The following is a 14,430-nucleotide window of genomic DNA, read 5'->3' on the forward strand; positions in this document are numbered from 1 at the left end:
GGCCCTGTTTTCGGGACAGCCGGTGTGGCGCTTTGGGAGCATCGCTCGCACTGCCTTCTGCAAGCTCGCCTTCTGCAAGCTCTCCTTCCGCAAGCTCGCCATTCTTGATGCCGCCGCATGCCTCAACGATCTGCAGATTCCACCAGGCAACCGCCTGGAGCCGCTCCGGGGAGACCGCCATGGCCAGCACAGGGCCTGTCTCTGCAAACAGTGCATCAACGACCAGTTCCGGCTCTGCTTTGTCTGGACGGAAGCCGGGCCAGAGGATGTCGAAATCGTTGACTATCACTGACGTGATGCTCGTTCACCCGGGCGAGGTGCTGCTGGAGGAGTTCCTGCGGCCATTGGGGATCAGCCAGTACCGGTTGGCGCAGGCGATCGATGTGCCCGAGAGCCGCATCAACGCGATTGTGAAGGGCAGGCGCGCTATCACGGCAGACACCGATCTGCGCCTTTGCCGGTTCTTTGGTCTGAGCGAGGGCTTCTGGCTGCGGATGCAAGGGAGCCATGATCTGAAGCTGGCCAAGCAGGCTCTGGAAAGCGTGCTGCCGGCGATCGAGCCCATTCAGCCAATGGCGTGAGCAGGGCTGGTGGCTCGGCGTCGCTCAGCTCCTCACCACCCAACAGGCGGTAGTGGCCGTCGGCGTAGCTGGTCACGCCGTTGACGGTGAGGTGGCGATCTGGGTCACGTCTTCCCCCAGGATCCGGCGGGCGATGTCCTGCGCCGGGGCGGGGCTGGCTGTTGCTTGGCAAATCAGCGGCCCAGCAGTTCCAACCGCTGCGCGGAAGCCTTCGGCTACAGCATCAGCGGCTGGTCGATGGGGCTCATGCGCATCCGCCGCGTCACGTCGTCGCGCAGGCGTTCGTAGGTGGGGGAGGGGTGCATGGGCGCATGGAGCGATGGTGACGGTTGCCGGGCGCTCCGGCCAGGTTGGGTTTTGGGCGGCCCGTCAGGCTGGCGCTCCTGCTGGGATCCCTTCTGGCGTGGGCGAGTGGCGGCTGCAGCCAACCCGGCTCCGACCCGTGCTCGCAGCAACCCAGGGCCAAGGGAAGACGGGCTCCATCCAGTGCTCACGGCAGCTTCAGCCTGCGGGGCAGCACGGGCATCCTCCCGGCAGAATGGCTTTGAGGTCGGAACCCCGATGCGCAGCACCAGCCCACGGACCGAACAGGTGCTCAGCACCCTGCGGCTCCATCGTGGCGACTGGCGAGAGCGCTTCCACGTGGTCGATATTGGCGTCTTCGGTTCCATTGCCCGTGGCGACGCCCGCCCTGACAGCGATGTCGACGTGTGGGTGCGGCTGGATCCGCTGACCCCCTATGCCCTGGTGCACCTCAAGCAGGAGCTGGAAACGTTGCTGAGCACGTCTGTGGATGTGGTGCGGTTGCGCGAGCGCATGAACCCTTCCCTCAAGCAGCGCATCCTTGACGAAGGCCTGCGGCCATGACGGAAGGCGGACCCATCTCAAGTTGATACGGAGGTGGGCCAGGATCTGCTTGACGTGATCTGCATGCAGTTCCTCGCGATCGGTGAGGCTCTCAAGCGTTTTGAACGCCACTGGCCTGGTCGTCTGCAGGCCGAATTCCCATCGGTGGATTGGAAGGGAGCTATGGGGTTTCGCGATGTGATTGCCCATCAGTACTTCGATCTTGACAGTGAGCAGGTGTTGCTGATCTGTGAGCAATCCCTGCCTGAACTGATCGCGGCTGTTCGGGCGTTGCGGCAAAGATAATGATCCGGTGGGCTTCGGGCCCTGGGCGGCCCGTCAGGCAGTCGCTGCTACTGGGATCCCTTCTGGCGTGGGCGCGCCGCGGCTGCAGCCAACCCGGCTCCGGGAGTGGTTGTGCCGCCCCAGTAAGCCCTAAGATGTGTACACATTTGGCGGAAGGAAGGCGTGGCGACCCGTATTGGCATCCGTGAACTCAGGTCCAGGCTGGCCTCCCATCTGGAATCGTCCACGCCGATTCAGGTGACCCGCCATGGCCGCACCATTGGCCTCTACGTGCCCTTGCCCCTGCAAGGCAACCTGAGTGATCGGGACAAGGTGTTGGAGGCTGGCCGGCTGATGCAGGCTGAACTGGAGCGCCTCGGCCTCAGCGAAGACGAGCTCAGTGCCGACTTCAAGGCCTGGCGGAAAGGTCACCGTGACCAGCCAACGGCCTGAGGGTGGAGCGCAAGCGCCTGGTCCTCGACGCGAACATCCTGATTCGCTGAAGCCAACGTGGCCGAGGCGGCCGCCTACGTGAATGATCTCGCCAGAAAGAGAGGTCTCGATGCAGAGATCTGTGCCGATGCTTGGCTCAGCCTGCTGTTGATTGTCCAGGTTGTGGAGAACAGCGTGCTGGGCTCGGCCAAGGAGGAGGCCTTGGCGAGGATCCGCGACAAGGATGAAGGATGACTGGCCTGCCCTGGCGCTGGCGTTGCAATTGGAATGCGCCATCTGGACGGAGGATCAGGACTTCTTCGGCATCGGCATCGCAACCTGGACCACCAGCACGGTGGAGCGTTACCTGGCGAGCTGAGCCCATCGCATTGCACTCCTGCTGGTGCAACTCCAGCCCATCGGCCACATGGCTCCTGGGGATCACCAGGCTGTGGCGGTGAGCAGCACCCGGCCGCTGCCCTCCAGCGCGCAGAACACACAACCCTCCTGCCTGTGCTTGTAGCTGGCGAGGAGTCCGCGAAAGTCGGTGCGATCGGTGTCCCGCTTGCCGGCATTGCAGCGGAAGCAGAGGGCCTGGAAGTTGGAGAGGTCGTCGGGTCCTCCCTGGTTTCTGGGGATGATGTGATCCACCTCCAGGGCGCACTGGTGCGGGATTTGCTGAGCAACATCCCGCGCCGCAGCATTCGTAGCGGCCCCGGGCGCGGAAGGCATCAAGGCGCTGGCGGCAGAGCTGCAGCAGCTCATCGCGCTCGGCGTCGCTCAGCTTCTCGCCGCCCAACAGGCGGTAGTGGTCGTTGGCGTAGCTGGTCACGCCGTTGACGGTGAGGTGTCGATCTGGGTGACGTCTTCCCCCAGAATCCGCCGGGCGATGTCCTGCGCCAGGGCGGGGCTGGCTGTTGCTTGGCAAATCAGCGGCCCAGCAGTTCCATGAGCATCAGCGGCTGGTCGATGGGGCTCATGCGCATCTGCCGCGTCACGTCGTCGCGCAGGCGTTCGTAGGTGGGGGAGGGGACAGGGGGCATGAGGGCATGGGGGCATGGAGCGATGGTGGCGGTTGCCGGGCGCTCCGGCCAGGTTGGGTTTTGGGCGGCCCGTCAGGCTGGCGCTCCTGCTGGGATCCTCTCTGGCGAGGGCGCGTGGCGGCTGCAGCCAACCCGGCTCCGGGTGTGGTTATGCCGCCCCAGTCCCCTTCATCTGCAGAACCAATGGGCAGGCCACGGCAACACTTGGGCCTCATCCAGCGGGGGAACGGACAAGAGCATCCGCTCCAACCCTTGCCCACTCGCGCTGCCATCACGTCCACCACGACGGAGTCCCAGCGTGATGCCCCTGTCGGCCTGCACCATGATCATCTGGATAGACAACGTCTACCTGAAAGGGCTAGGGTTGCTTAACGCCTGCTGTTGATCCGTGGCTGCCACTCCTCGACTCAGCTGGAACTTGCGGGTCACACCCGACGATCAGGCGCTGATCGATCGCGCGGTCCGTACGTCTGGCCTCACCCGAACCGACTTCGTTCTGCAGGCGGCCCGCAATGCCGCCCGTGAGCTGCTGGTGCAGCAGGCCTGGCAGGCCATTTCGCCTGAACAGTTCGACTTGTTTCTTCGCCAGCTCGACGCTCCGCCCACCCCATCGGATCGTCTACAACTCACCATGACGGCACCGAAGCCCTGGCAGCGCTGATGGATCTGCAGGCGCCGCAGCCGCTGGCGCAGCATCACAGCACTGTCGGCTTTGACTGTGGCGATTCCAGCCTTGACCACTGGCTTCAGCAGCGTGCACTGACCAACCAGAAGGGCGGTGCGACGCGCAGCTTCGTGGTCTGCAATGGCGACGACAACGTCAAGGCCTATGTAGCCCTGGCCTCCGGCTCGGTGGCCGTGGCCTCAGCCCCTGGGCGTTTCAGGCGCAACATGCCCGATCCCATTCCAGTGGTGGTGTTGGCGCGGTTGGCGGTCTGTCGCAGTGTCCAGGGACGAGGCATCGCTCGCGCACTGCTCGCCGATGCGTTTGAGCGGGTGCTGCAGGCCAGCACACAGATCGGCGTGCGCGGCATCGTGATTCATGCAGCGTCCACGGAAGCCCGCAGCTTCTATCTCCACATGGGTTTTGATCCCTCACCCATCGACCCCGACACCCTGCTGATCCGTCTCTCGGATGTGGCGGCCTGCAGGTTGTGCTGAGGACGTCGGAGCCGCTCATCGTCCTGGGCACGATGTGGTCCACCTCCAGGGCCCGCTGGTGAGGGATTTGCTGAGCAACAGCCCGCGCCGCAGCATTCGCAGCGTCACGTCGTCGCGCAGGCGTTCGTAGGTGGGGGGGCAGGGGCATCCTCGCTGGGGTGTGACGGGGTGGCACTGGTGGAGCGGAAGCCACCTCGCGATGCTTTGCCCCCTCACCCTCTCGGACACCACTGGCCATCTGCCTACGATGAATCCACGCCAAGCGGTTGTGACTGTGCGCACCTTCTCCGCTGTGATCGAGCGCTGTCCTGACACAGGGCTTCTCGTGGGCCACGTTCCTGGCTTCCCCGGCGCCCACAGCCAGGGACAGACCCTCGATGAACTGCAGGCCAACCTCCAGGAGGTGATCGCCATGCTGCTGGAGGACGGCGAGCCTGTCCTGGAAAGCGATTTCGTCGGCCTGCAGCAGATCGTGGTGCCTGCCTGAGCGTGAGCTCAATCCCGGTTCTCACTCCATCGGAGGTGGCTGACATCCTCCGGACACTGGGCTTCAAGCTCGTCCGTCAGCGGGGCTCCCATCAGCAGTTCCGTGATGCGGGCGGACGCTGCACCACCGTTCCTTCCCACAAAGGTCGCGACATTGCGCCACCGCTGCTGCGTCAGATCGCCAAGGACATCGGCATGACCGTGGAGGAGTTCCTCAGCTATCGCTGAAGCCGGCATCCGCCTCGAGCCTCTGGCAAGCCCCCCACTTGTGTGTCGCGGCTGAGGGCGTTGCATCGGAAGCTGAGTGCCTGAAGGTTGCTGTCGTCGTCCAGGCCGCCTTGCTTCCACCGCTGGGCGGAAGGCCCACCAGGCGCCGCTGCCCAGGATTCGCCGCGCCACCTCCTGCGCTGGCGGGGGGTGCATGGGCGCATCCTCGCTGGGGCGTAACGGAGGTGGCACTTGTGGGGGAAGAACACAGGCAAGCCAGGCCGCCATCTCAGCTCGTGATCGCCTTCGGCCTGCCCCACCGCTTGGCGTGCCTACGTTTGGCGGTGGTAAGGTAGCGGTGTGATCAGGTCGTTTCGTTGCCGAGACACCCAGGCCCTGTTTTCGGGAAAGCCGGTGCGGCGCTTTGGGAGCATCGCTCGCACTGCCTTCTGCAAGCTCGCCTTCCGCAAGCTCGCCATTCTTGATGCCGCCGCATGCCTCAACGATCTGCAGATCCCACCAGGCAACCGCCTGGAGCCACTCAGGGGGAACCGCCATGGCCAGCACCACGATGCTGCCCTGCTCGGGAACCGGCAGGGAGATGACGCCGTACGGGAAGCGCCGGATCAGGGCTCGGCGGGTGCCGTGGTAGCCCGCGGAGCAGGCCTCAGGGTGCTGCGTATGCGCCGGAGGGCCAGGCGCACCTGATCCAGAAAGTGCTGGCCCAGGCCCTGCTCCTGAGCTTCGTACCAGCGAGCCGCAGCCTCGAGATCAAGCCGGGCTTCCGGGCGGAGCCGCAGCACCATGCTCAGAGGGACTGCTCCAGGGCGTTCAGCACCTCATCGGCATCAAGGCCGGGGTTGCCGTCCGCCAGGAAGCTCTCCAGCCGTTGATCGATCAGCTGCCGATCGGCCTCCGTGAGTTCAGGCCCGATCTGCTCAGCGGCGATCGAGTCCCACAGGCTTTGCACCAGCTCCAGCCGTTGCGCCAGGGGCAGGGTCAGCAGGTCATTCACCACATGCCGTGCCGGCAGGGCCGGGGACCAGATCTATTGACGGTAGCGGGGGCTTTCTGGTTGCTTAAGACGCCCGTGCCGCCCTGCTTCCTGGGGATGATGGGGCCAACTCCTCACCCAGTTGCTCACGGAACCCGTCCAGGCGCTGGCGGCAGAGCTACAGCAGCTTGTCGCGCTCGGCGTCGCTCAGTTCGTTGCCACCGATCAGGTCGTAGGCGCCGTTGCCATAGGCGGTGATGCCGTTGCCGGTGAGAACCTTGCCCACCATCGGCTGCCCAGGTTCCGCCGGGCCACGTTCTGCGCTGGGGCGGGGCTGGCTGTTGCTTGGCAGATCTGCGGCCCAGCAGTTCCAGCCGCTGTGCGGAAGCCTTCGGCTACAGCCTGAGCGTTTGGTCGATGGGGCTCATACGCATCCCCCGAGCCGTTTCACAGCCGAGAGCGCTGGTGCCGCCTAACGTGGAGAAGGTGAAAGATCAGCATGGGAGACCAGCTCAGCCGAATCACTCTCAATCCTGAGGTGTGCCACGGGAAACCAACGATCCGTGGGTTGCGTTACCCCGTGGAGATGGTGCTTGACCTGTTGGCTGCCGGCATGAGCACGGCTGAGATCCTGGCTGATTATCCCGATCTCGAAGCCCAAGACGTCACTGCGGCGCTTCAGTACGCGGCACATCTGGCCCGTGTTCAGCGGGTTGAGCTTCTGCCTGCATGAAGATCCTGCTGGATGCCCAGCTGCCTCGAGCCCTCAAGACCCAACTGGAGTCCATGGGCTGCGATGTTCTTCATACCCTTGATCTTCCCGAAGGCAATCGCAGCTCAGACAAAACAATCTCCTCGATCGCCGATCACGACGGACTTGTGGTGTGCAGCAAGGACGCTGATTTCATCCAGAGTCATCTCCTGCGTGGAAGTCCTGCCAGGGGCTTCTGATCGTGACCACTGGCAATATCAGCAACAAGGGTCTGTCTGCCCTGCTGCTTGGTGTATTGCCGGAGTTGATCAAGGGCACCTCGAAAAATCTACGTCGCTCCCTGACAGACTTTGAAATAAGCAATAGAATTGGTTCAGTTCAATACAGCTGAATGGGACAGCGTGGATTCTGGGATGAGGAGAAGCGCATCCACAGGCTTCAGCAGAAGAAGCCTACGTTAGCGACCCTATCCGAGACGATTCCTTGGGAAGCCTTCAGGCCCCTGCTGGAGCAGGGTTACAGCCATGAACGGAAGAGCAATGCTGGCAGGAAACGGATTGATCCGCTCATCCTCTTCAAGATGCTGGTGCTTCAGCAGCTGTTCAACCTCAGCGATGAAGAGCTGGAATTCCAGGTCAATGACAGACGCTCATTCGAGGAATTTGTCGGACTGGGAGTGATGAACACCATTCCTGATGCCACCACGATTGCCTTCTTCCGCGAGCGTCTCCGCAAGGCGGGCGTTATCGATGAGCTCTTTGACCGGTTCGAGGAGCACCTGCGGTCCGAGGGACTGGAGGCCCGTGGAGGGCAGATCATCGATGCGACACTGGTCCCTGTTCCCAAACAGCGAAACTCAAGGGAGGAGAACAAGACCATTAAGGATGGAGCCATCCCAGAGAAGTGGCTGAACAAGCCAAACCGACTGCGCCAAAAGGACACTGACGCCCGCTGGGTCAAGAAGAATGGCATCAGCCATTACGGATACAAGAACAGCATATGCATTGATGCCACTCACGGCTTCATTCGAAGATTTTCCATTACCCCAGCCAACATTCACGACAGCCAGATGCTTACACAGGTGCTAGACCCTGAGAACAGGGATGACTTCGTCTGGGCTGATTCTGGCTACGCCGGCGTGCGGTATGAGGATCTGCTGGATATGGCTGGTTTTGAGAGCAGAATTCATGAAAAGGGCTCACGCTGCCATCCATTGAGCGAAGAAGCCCAGGAGCGCAACAAGGCACGATCTAGTGTGCGGGCAAGGGTTGAGCACGTCTTTGGTGCAATCACAACTTGGATGCGCGGCAAGCTGACGAGGCGGATTGGATTGGCCAGAACGAGAGCTTGGTGGGGACTGCGTAATCTGACTTACAACTTTCTTCGATACCTGCATAGCAACTCAAAGGCAACGCCGGCCTCCTGATCATTCGACAGGGAGATAAACGACTCGACTTAAAGAAATTGATGCCAGTCGTCAGGAGCATCTGCACGTGCAGAGGATTTCCTTGCAGCGTCTCAATATTGCCTCAAAAGTGGCAATATTTCGAGGTTCCCTCAAGCTGTTTGAATCGCATGTTTTGATCGAGCTGTATCAGCGTGCTCTCATCGTCAGGCACTGAGTAGCAGCACATACCCCGGCGCTCATGTCGTCCCCGCCGATCAGGCTGGTGGCGCCGTTGCGGCAGGCGGTGAGCACCATGCGCTGGGGCGGGGCATGGTTGTTATCGGGTGGCCCATCCGGCGGGCACCCCTGCTGGAATCCCCTCTGGCCTGATCGCCTGACGGCGCCACTGCCAAAGAATGACGCGCTTCGATCGCCAGCTCCTGCCAGCCCCTTCGCCCTAGTCCTGTCGGCGGCTGCCAGAGTGACCGGGCTGCGGTGTCCCATGCCTACCCACGGCCCGCCCCTGGCCACCCCGATCGACCTGAACCGCCTCTTGAAGGCCGGCCTCGGGCGCGACCCGGCGGCAGCGGCGCTGCAGGATCTCACCCACTCCATCACCTGGGCCGAGCTCGATCGCCAGGTGGAGCAACTGGCCCGGGCCTACCGGCGGCTCGGCCTGCAACAGGGTGACCGGCTCGCCTCCCTGATCCCCAACCGGGTGGAGCTGGTCGTCCACTACCTGGCCGGGCTGCGCAGCGGTCTGGTGCTCACCCCGCTCAATTACCGCTACGTGCCGCCGGAGATCGACCATGCGCTGACGGTGAGCGGCGCCGCGGCTCTGGTGTTCCACGGCGAACGGCTGGCCGATGTGCAGGCCAGCGCCGTCGCGCCCCGGCTGCCCCTGGGCTGCCATCGGCTTGACGATCCCACCGGCTTAGACGCCCTGCTGGCCGCGGCGCCCGCCGGCGACGACGCCCCGCCGCCCTGGCCGGCGCTGGCCGCGGACGACCCCTGCTTTCTCTACTTCACCTCCGGCAGCACCGGCCGGCCCAAGGGTGTGACCCACAGCCGGGCCAGCTTCGCTGCCGTGCTCACTTCCCTGATCCAGGCCACCGAACTGCGGGCCGGAGAGGAAGTGCTGGCCGGCAGTTCGGTGGCCCACATCGCCTCCTCCGCCCTCGTGCTGGCGGCCCTGGCCGCCGGGGCCTCCGCCGCGATCGCCAGCCGCATCGATGCGGCCACCGTGGAAACCCTCCTGCGGCGCCACCGGCCGGCGCTGCTGTTGATGCTGCCCGCTGCCCTGTTCGAATTGATCCGCGATGAACGGCTCCAGCCGACCCCCTCTGCCAGGAAAGTTGACGCCTCTCCATCTCGACCATTTCCACCACCAGGGGGCCTGATGGAACCGATCAATGCGTCCTTACAGCGAGGCTGTCAAAGCTGATGTCCGCCGGCGGATGGGGCCTCCCCATCGCCAGAGCGTGACGGAGATCGCCCAGGAGCTGGGCATCCACGTGATCACCCTCTACAAATGGCGCAAGGCCTGGCGTCTGCAGGGGGAGGTGGTGCCGGCTACCCAGAAGGACCCCGAGGGTTGGGGCCCAACTGACAAGTTCACGGTGGTCCTGGAGACTGCTGGGTTCAACGCCACCGAACTCGGCGCTTACTGCCGCGAGCGGGGTCTGTTCCCCGAGCAGGTGGATCGCTGGCGCCAGGCCGCCCAGGATGCCAACGCACAGCCGCTGGTGACGATGGCCGAGCAGAAGGACCTGGAGAAGCGCCACCAGGCCGATCAGCGGGAGATCAAGCGGCTGCAGCAGGAGCTGCGCCGCAAGGACAAGGCCCTGGCGGAGGCGGCGGCGCTGCTGATGGCCTCAAAAAGATCCAGGCCTTCTGGGGAGAGGACGGGGCGACTGACCTCACCGTCTGATCGCCGCAAGGCCCTGGGGATCCTCGAGGCCGGCATGGCCGCGGGCGCACGGGCCCGTGAGGTGGCCGCTTTGCTTGGTGTGGGGCTCACCACCCTGCAGCGCTGGCGGCGTCAGTTCGCTGGTGATGGGGACGGCAGCGATCGCCGCAGAGGAAGCCCCCGCCATGTGGCCCATCGCCTGAGTGAGGAGGAGCGCCAGCGAATTCTGCTCACCTGCAACCAGACGGAATTCGCGGCGCTGCCGCCGGGGCAGATCGTGCCGGTCCTGGCGGATCGGGGCCTCTATATCGGCTCGGAGCGGAGCTTCTACCGGGTGCTCCATGCCCACGGCCAGGCCCACCGCCGCGGGCGGGCCCGTCCGCCCCAAGAGCCCCGTCCGGTGCCACGGCTGCAGGCCAGGGGGCCGAATCAGCTGTGGAGCTGGGACATCACCTACCTGCCCACCAGCGTTCGGGGGTGTGGCTGTACCTCTATCTGGTGATCGACGTCTGGAGTCGCAAGGTGGTGGCCTGGGATGTGGCCGAGCGGGAAGACGCCCAGATCGCCGCTGATCTGGTCGGCCGTGGCTGTCTGCGGGAGCGGATCAGTAAGGGCCGCCGCCAGCCGCTGGTCCTCCATGCCGACAACGGCAACGCCATGCGCGCTGCCACCCTGGAAGCCCGGCTGGAGGAGCTGGGGGTGCTCAGATCCTTCTCCAGGCCCAGGGTCAGCAACGACAATCCCTACTCGGAGTCGCTGTTCCGAACGGTCAAGTACCGACCGGACTACCCCAGGCGGCCATTCCAAAGCAAGGACGACGCCTGCGCCTGGGTGGCCACGTTCGTGAGCTGGTACAACCACCAGCACCGCCACAGCGCCATCCGATTCGTGACGCCCCACCAGCGCCACAGCGGTCAGGCCGAGGAAATCTGCCGCCACCGTTCCCGCGTCTATGAGCAGGCCCGGCAGTGTCACCCCCGCCGCTGGAGCCGCTGCACCCGCAGCTGGCATCAACCGGAGGTGGTCTGGATCAATCCACCGCCTCCAGAAAACGCCAACGGTCCGGCTACTTTGTCGATCGCCGTCTGATTGGCGGCAGGGGCGTCATCTTTTCTGGCAGTCACCGCGACGGATCTGGCATCCATCCGCCTCTGCATCAGCGGCGGCGACAAGGTGCCCCACCAGCTGCAGGATGAGTTCCGCCGGGCGGCCGGCTTCGGGATTGACGAATGCTTCGGCATGAGCGAGACCGGTTACGCCACCCTGGCGCCGCCGTCGGGGCCGAACCGGATCGGTTCGGTGGGCCGGCTCTGCCCGGGGTTCCGCGCCAGCCTGCGCGATGAGGACGGCACCGAGGTGGGAGTCGGCGAAGAGGGGCGGCTCTGGATTCAGTCGCCTTCGCTGATGGTGGGCTACTGGGACAACCCCCGGGCCACCGCCGACACGATCGTGGAGGGATGGCTGGACAGCGGCGATGAGATGCGCGTCGACGCCTACGGCTACTTCTGGTTCTGCGGCCGCCGCAAGCAGATCATCGTGCACGACAGCTCCAACATCTGCCCCCAGGAGGTGGAGGAGGCGCTGGCGGAGCATCCGGCGGTGGATCTGGTGGGGGTGATCGGCATCCACGACCCGTTGCATGGCGACAACGTGCGGGCCTACCTGACCCTGCGCCCGGATCAGCCCGTCCCCGGCGAGGCCGAACTGATCGCCTTCGCGCGGGCCCGCGTCGGCTATAAGGCGCCGGAGGAGATCCGCGTGCTGCCCGAGCTGCCCCTCACCCCGGTGGGCAAGACCGATCGCCTGGCCCTGCGCCGCCTGGCGGCGGACATCCTGCACGCCCCCTGAGCTTCTCCCGAGGGGCCTCTTCTTCGCCGACCCCCTCTTCGAACGTTTTGCGATGCGTGCCCTGTCGCACGCCCTCTATGGCGGTGCGGATTTCGGTGAGTGCTTCGTCACGGCGTCGCAGATCGCCCCCGGGGATGCCGACAGCTGGTGTCGCGCCTGGACCGCCACGGCGGATCGCGTCGCTGCCATCGCCGAGGCATGGCTGCGGGCCAGCAACTACTACCGCACCGCCTGGCTGCCGCTCGTCGGTGCGCCCGTGGATCCCCGGCTGGTGGAGGCCGTGGAGATCCCCTACGAGGGCACGAGCCTGCCCGGCTACTTCCACCGCGCCGATGATTCGGGCCGGCCGCGGCCGCTGCTGATCGCCACCAACGGCTACGACGCCACCGTGGACGAGGCGCACTTGGTCCATGCCGTGGCCGCCGTGCGCCGCGGCTACCACTGCCCCACCTTCGATGGCCCCGGCCAGGGCCGTCCCCTCATCCACCAGGGCCTGGTGTTCCGCCCCGACTGGGAGGCTGTGGTGCGTCCAGTGGTGGACTACGCCCTCTCCCGACCCGACGTGGACCCCCAGCGGATCGCGCTGATCGGCTGGAGTTTCGGCGGCTATCTGGCACCCCGCGCCGCCAGCGGCGAGCACCGCCTCGCGGCCTGCATCGCTGACCCTGGCCAGTGGGACCTGCTCGAGGCGCTGCGCCTGCTCCTGCCGCTGCCCCCGGCCGTACGCGAACGCCTGCCCGAGATCGCCCCCGCCGATCTCGAGGCCGTCGAGGCCCAGATGCGCTCCAGCCCCTCGCTGCAGTGGACCGTCCGGCGGGCCCTCTGGGTGCACGGCCTCGATTCCTTCGCCGATTACATCCGGATCGCCGGCAAGTACAGCCTCCGTGGGCGCGCCGAACGGATCCGCTGCCCCACGCTGGTGGCCTGGGCGGAAGGCGATCCGATCGCCCGCTTCGCGGAGCAGCTGCATGACGCCCTGCAGTGCCCCCGCACCCTGGTGCGCTTCACCACCGCCGAGGGCGCCGGCGGCCACTGCGAGGAGACAGCCCGCTCCCTGTTCCACCAGCGCGCCTACGACTGGCTGGAGACTGTGTTCGCCAGCCCCGGTGCTGCTCACCCGTGCCGCTGACGGCACCCTGCGGTTTGTGTACCTCCCGCCCTGGGTGAACGATTTCAGGGGGCCAGGCTGTCCAATCAAACCCATCCACCTCAGCGGTGGGGGTCAGTCGTGTCCGATGCGCTCCCAGACGAGTTCCGCCCGGCGCTCCACCCCCTGAAACATCATCGGCTTCGTGCTCAGCACCAGCACGTCACCGTCAAGCTTCGCGAAGCGCACCTGCGCATTGCCGATCCAGTTCGGATACGAACAAACCTCGATGTGATGCACAACGGCGTCCTGATCTTCGAGCACTTCGAAAGGGCCGGAGTAGGAAAGATAGGAGCTGATCGCATCAGAGCGCTCCGCGGGGGTGCCTCCAAAAACGTCGGGGTTGTGATAAGGCGAACGGTGGCTGGCCATGATCTCCACTGACATGTAGCCGTCGTGGTTGTAGAAGATGAACCCCACGGGATGCTCACCGAGTGGGTCAACGCCCACGCCGTCGTTGCCGACATTCCTCCATGAGCGGAGCCGCCAGGAACCAACCAAGTCGTCGGCTTTCACAACGCGTATCCCAGATTGCTGAGCTGGTGCTGGGGTTGGCCGGTCTCCACCAGAGCCAGCCCATCGAACAGATGGCGGCCGGGTGCGTCGGGGGATGGATCGAACCAGTACTGCTCCACCAGCGTCAGGAACGCCGCCAGTGGCAGGCGGTCCGGTGGCAGGCCCAGGCCACTCAGCATCGCGTTGAGGTTGGCGGCGATGCCATCGCTCGGATGGCCATAGGCGGCGGCGAAGGCCGCCAGGTCGTCGAGCCCGAGAACGCCATCCCCATCGAGGTCGAGCACAGTGAAGAAGCCGCCGGCGGAGCGGGCGATGAAGCCCCGTGCGGCCTCGGGGTCGGCGATGAAGGAGGCGAACACCCGGCCATGGGAGGCGACGAACTCCTCCCGATCCACCTGGCCGTCATGGTTGCCGTCGCGGCGTTCGTTCTCGTGTCGGTAGGTATCGAGCAGCAGCCGCAGCAGATCAGGAAAGGGGGTGGGCCGGCCCTGCCAGCGCGCAGCGAGGCGAGCTGCCACCGGCTCGAAGTCACCGCCCAGGGTGTGGCGGCCGTCACCGTCGCGGTCGTAAAAGGCGAACAGGCGCCGATAGCGCTGGATCAGCTGGGCCGGCAGGGAGGCTGTCGCGGGTTGGGCTGCCGCGTGCTCAGGTGGTTTGGAGCCGCTCGACATCCATGCCGCCAGGTCTCTGATCACCCTACCGGCCCTGACGAGCGGCATCGTGGTGCCTGGTGATGCCTGGTGGTGCCTGACCAGCCGGAAGACCTGATCCGTCTGCGTTTTGTGGGTTTGCCCCCCCTCAAACGGGCAGCCCTCCAGGGATGCTCGCGCCTGATCACGGTGGAGTGATCAATGGATCTTAGCGGCTGCCCTTCAG

General features: G+C 65.1%; 24 protein-coding genes. 19 read left to right on the plus strand and 5 right to left on the minus strand.

Annotated elements, in window-relative coordinates; all coding sequences use genetic code 11:
* Positions 1 to 22: 22 nt before the first annotated feature.
* Entirely contained in the window at positions 23 to 292 is a 270-nt protein-coding gene (locus ACXMDY_RS02485; protein ID WP_457767345.1) for a type II toxin-antitoxin system RelE/ParE family toxin, read from the plus strand.
* Entirely contained in the window at positions 267 to 581 is a 315-nt protein-coding gene (locus ACXMDY_RS02490; RefSeq protein ID WP_259727508.1) for a HigA family addiction module antitoxin, read from the plus strand. Before ACXMDY_RS02485 ends, ACXMDY_RS02490 begins: the two co-directional genes overlap by 26 nt.
* A gap of 215 nt (positions 582 to 796) precedes the next feature.
* On the opposite strand, the gene ACXMDY_RS02495 is transcribed toward ACXMDY_RS02490, so the two are convergent.
* A complete protein-coding gene (locus ACXMDY_RS02495; protein ID WP_457767346.1) occupies positions 797 to 1,009 on the minus strand; it encodes a hypothetical protein in 213 nt (70 codons plus the stop codon).
* 133 nt (positions 1,010 to 1,142) lie between these two features.
* On the opposite strand from ACXMDY_RS02495, the gene ACXMDY_RS02500 reads away from it, so the two are divergent.
* The 5 genes from ACXMDY_RS02500 to ACXMDY_RS02520 all read left to right on the plus strand — a co-directional run bounded on the left by ACXMDY_RS02500 (position 1,143) and on the right by ACXMDY_RS02520 (position 2,523).
* Positions 1,143 to 1,448, plus strand: a complete 306-nt coding sequence (locus ACXMDY_RS02500) for a nucleotidyltransferase family protein (RefSeq protein WP_457767347.1) — start codon at positions 1,143 to 1,145, stop codon at positions 1,446 to 1,448.
* 33 nt (positions 1,449 to 1,481) lie between these two features.
* Entirely contained in the window at positions 1,482 to 1,733 is a 252-nt protein-coding gene (locus tag ACXMDY_RS02505) for a HepT-like ribonuclease domain-containing protein (RefSeq protein WP_457767348.1), read from the plus strand.
* Between the two features lie 162 nt (positions 1,734 to 1,895).
* A complete protein-coding gene (locus ACXMDY_RS02510; protein ID WP_457767349.1) occupies positions 1,896 to 2,165 on the plus strand; it encodes a prevent-host-death protein in 270 nt (89 codons plus the stop codon).
* Between the two features lie 57 nt (positions 2,166 to 2,222).
* A complete protein-coding gene (locus tag ACXMDY_RS02515; RefSeq protein ID WP_457767350.1) occupies positions 2,223 to 2,399 on the plus strand; it encodes a PIN domain-containing protein in 177 nt (58 codons plus the stop codon).
* A complete protein-coding gene (locus ACXMDY_RS02520) occupies positions 2,389 to 2,523 on the plus strand; it encodes a PIN domain-containing protein (protein ID WP_457767351.1) in 135 nt (44 codons plus the stop codon). The genes ACXMDY_RS02515 and ACXMDY_RS02520 overlap by 11 nt, the downstream gene beginning before the upstream one ends.
* Positions 2,524 to 2,585: 62 nt before the next feature.
* Here the strand turns inward: ACXMDY_RS02520 and ACXMDY_RS02525 are convergent, their stop codons facing one another.
* Positions 2,586 to 2,795, minus strand: a complete 210-nt coding sequence (locus tag ACXMDY_RS02525) for an HNH endonuclease (protein ID WP_457767352.1) — start codon at positions 2,793 to 2,795, stop codon at positions 2,586 to 2,588.
* A 780-nt stretch (positions 2,796 to 3,575) separates the two neighbouring features.
* Here ACXMDY_RS02525 and ACXMDY_RS02530 point away from each other — a divergent pair.
* From ACXMDY_RS02530 to ACXMDY_RS02550, 5 genes are all read left to right on the plus strand, one after another.
* On the plus strand, positions 3,576 to 3,848 hold the full coding sequence (locus tag ACXMDY_RS02530) for a type II toxin-antitoxin system TacA family antitoxin (protein ID WP_457767353.1): 273 nt from the start codon (positions 3,576 to 3,578) through the stop codon (positions 3,846 to 3,848).
* Positions 3,848 to 4,348 carry a GNAT family N-acetyltransferase gene (locus tag ACXMDY_RS02535; RefSeq protein ID WP_457767354.1) on the plus strand — a complete coding sequence of 167 codons (501 nt, stop codon included), beginning with the start codon at positions 3,848 to 3,850 and terminating at the stop codon, positions 4,346 to 4,348. Before ACXMDY_RS02530 ends, ACXMDY_RS02535 begins: the two co-directional genes overlap by 1 nt.
* A gap of 247 nt (positions 4,349 to 4,595) precedes the next feature.
* Positions 4,596 to 4,835: a type II toxin-antitoxin system HicB family antitoxin gene (locus ACXMDY_RS02540; RefSeq protein ID WP_457767355.1), complete on the plus strand. Its 240-nt coding sequence runs from the start codon at positions 4,596 to 4,598 to the stop codon at positions 4,833 to 4,835.
* Between the two features lie 35 nt (positions 4,836 to 4,870).
* Positions 4,871 to 5,062 (plus strand): type II toxin-antitoxin system HicA family toxin, encoded by a 192-nt coding sequence (locus tag ACXMDY_RS02545; protein ID WP_259727506.1) that lies wholly within the window; start codon positions 4,871 to 4,873, stop codon positions 5,060 to 5,062.
* 393 nt (positions 5,063 to 5,455) lie between these two features.
* Positions 5,456 to 5,749 (plus strand): type II toxin-antitoxin system RelE/ParE family toxin, encoded by a 294-nt coding sequence (locus ACXMDY_RS02550; RefSeq protein WP_457767356.1) that lies wholly within the window; start codon positions 5,456 to 5,458, stop codon positions 5,747 to 5,749.
* A gap of 100 nt (positions 5,750 to 5,849) precedes the next feature.
* Here the strand turns inward: ACXMDY_RS02550 and ACXMDY_RS02555 are convergent, their stop codons facing one another.
* Complete coding sequence (locus ACXMDY_RS02555) at positions 5,850 to 6,056, minus strand: addiction module protein (protein ID WP_457767357.1); 207 nt, start codon at positions 6,054 to 6,056, stop codon at positions 5,850 to 5,852.
* A 478-nt stretch (positions 6,057 to 6,534) separates the two neighbouring features.
* Here ACXMDY_RS02555 and ACXMDY_RS02560 point away from each other — a divergent pair, with 478 nt between their 5' ends.
* The 7 genes from ACXMDY_RS02560 to ACXMDY_RS02590 all read left to right on the plus strand — a co-directional run bounded on the left by ACXMDY_RS02560 (position 6,535) and on the right by ACXMDY_RS02590 (position 13,020).
* Positions 6,535 to 6,768 (plus strand): DUF433 domain-containing protein, encoded by a 234-nt coding sequence (locus ACXMDY_RS02560; protein WP_259727524.1) that lies wholly within the window; start codon positions 6,535 to 6,537, stop codon positions 6,766 to 6,768.
* Positions 6,765 to 6,986 carry a DUF5615 family PIN-like protein gene (locus ACXMDY_RS02565; RefSeq protein ID WP_457767359.1) on the plus strand — a complete coding sequence of 74 codons (222 nt, stop codon included), beginning with the start codon at positions 6,765 to 6,767 and terminating at the stop codon, positions 6,984 to 6,986. The genes ACXMDY_RS02560 and ACXMDY_RS02565 overlap by 4 nt, the downstream gene beginning before the upstream one ends.
* A 152-nt stretch (positions 6,987 to 7,138) precedes the next feature.
* Positions 7,139 to 8,173, plus strand: coding sequence for an IS5 family transposase (locus ACXMDY_RS02570; RefSeq protein ID WP_457767360.1), 1,035 nt, complete (start codon positions 7,139 to 7,141; stop codon positions 8,171 to 8,173).
* A 463-nt stretch (positions 8,174 to 8,636) separates the two neighbouring features.
* Entirely contained in the window at positions 8,637 to 9,578 is a 942-nt protein-coding gene (locus ACXMDY_RS02575; RefSeq protein ID WP_457767361.1) for an AMP-binding protein, read from the plus strand.
* Positions 9,547 to 11,132 (plus strand): IS3 family transposase gene (locus ACXMDY_RS02580; RefSeq protein ID WP_457767362.1). Its coding sequence is split into 2 segments (ribosomal slippage): positions 9,547 to 10,522 and positions 10,522 to 11,132, totalling 1,587 coding nucleotides; the frame shifts between segments, so codons are not numbered across the junction. The genes ACXMDY_RS02575 and ACXMDY_RS02580 overlap by 32 nt, the downstream gene beginning before the upstream one ends.
* Positions 11,133 to 11,891, plus strand: coding sequence for a class I adenylate-forming enzyme family protein (locus ACXMDY_RS02585; RefSeq protein WP_259701649.1), 759 nt, complete (start codon positions 11,133 to 11,135; stop codon positions 11,889 to 11,891). It begins immediately after the preceding gene.
* A 52-nt stretch (positions 11,892 to 11,943) separates the two neighbouring features.
* Positions 11,944 to 13,020 (plus strand): alpha/beta hydrolase family protein, encoded by a 1,077-nt coding sequence (locus ACXMDY_RS02590; protein ID WP_259701648.1) that lies wholly within the window; start codon positions 11,944 to 11,946, stop codon positions 13,018 to 13,020.
* 93 nt (positions 13,021 to 13,113) lie between these two features.
* Here the strand turns inward: ACXMDY_RS02590 and ACXMDY_RS02595 are convergent, their stop codons facing one another.
* On the minus strand, positions 13,114 to 13,554 hold the full coding sequence (locus ACXMDY_RS02595; protein ID WP_259701647.1) for a lipocalin-like domain-containing protein: 441 nt from the start codon (positions 13,552 to 13,554) through the stop codon (positions 13,114 to 13,116).
* Positions 13,551 to 14,225: an EF-hand domain-containing protein gene (locus ACXMDY_RS02600; protein WP_259701646.1), complete on the minus strand. Its 675-nt coding sequence runs from the start codon at positions 14,223 to 14,225 to the stop codon at positions 13,551 to 13,553. The genes ACXMDY_RS02595 and ACXMDY_RS02600 overlap by 4 nt, the downstream gene beginning before the upstream one ends.
* Between the last annotated feature and the right edge of the window lie 205 nt (positions 14,226 to 14,430).

It is taken from the genome of Cyanobium sp. ULC082 (assembly GCF_977927535.1).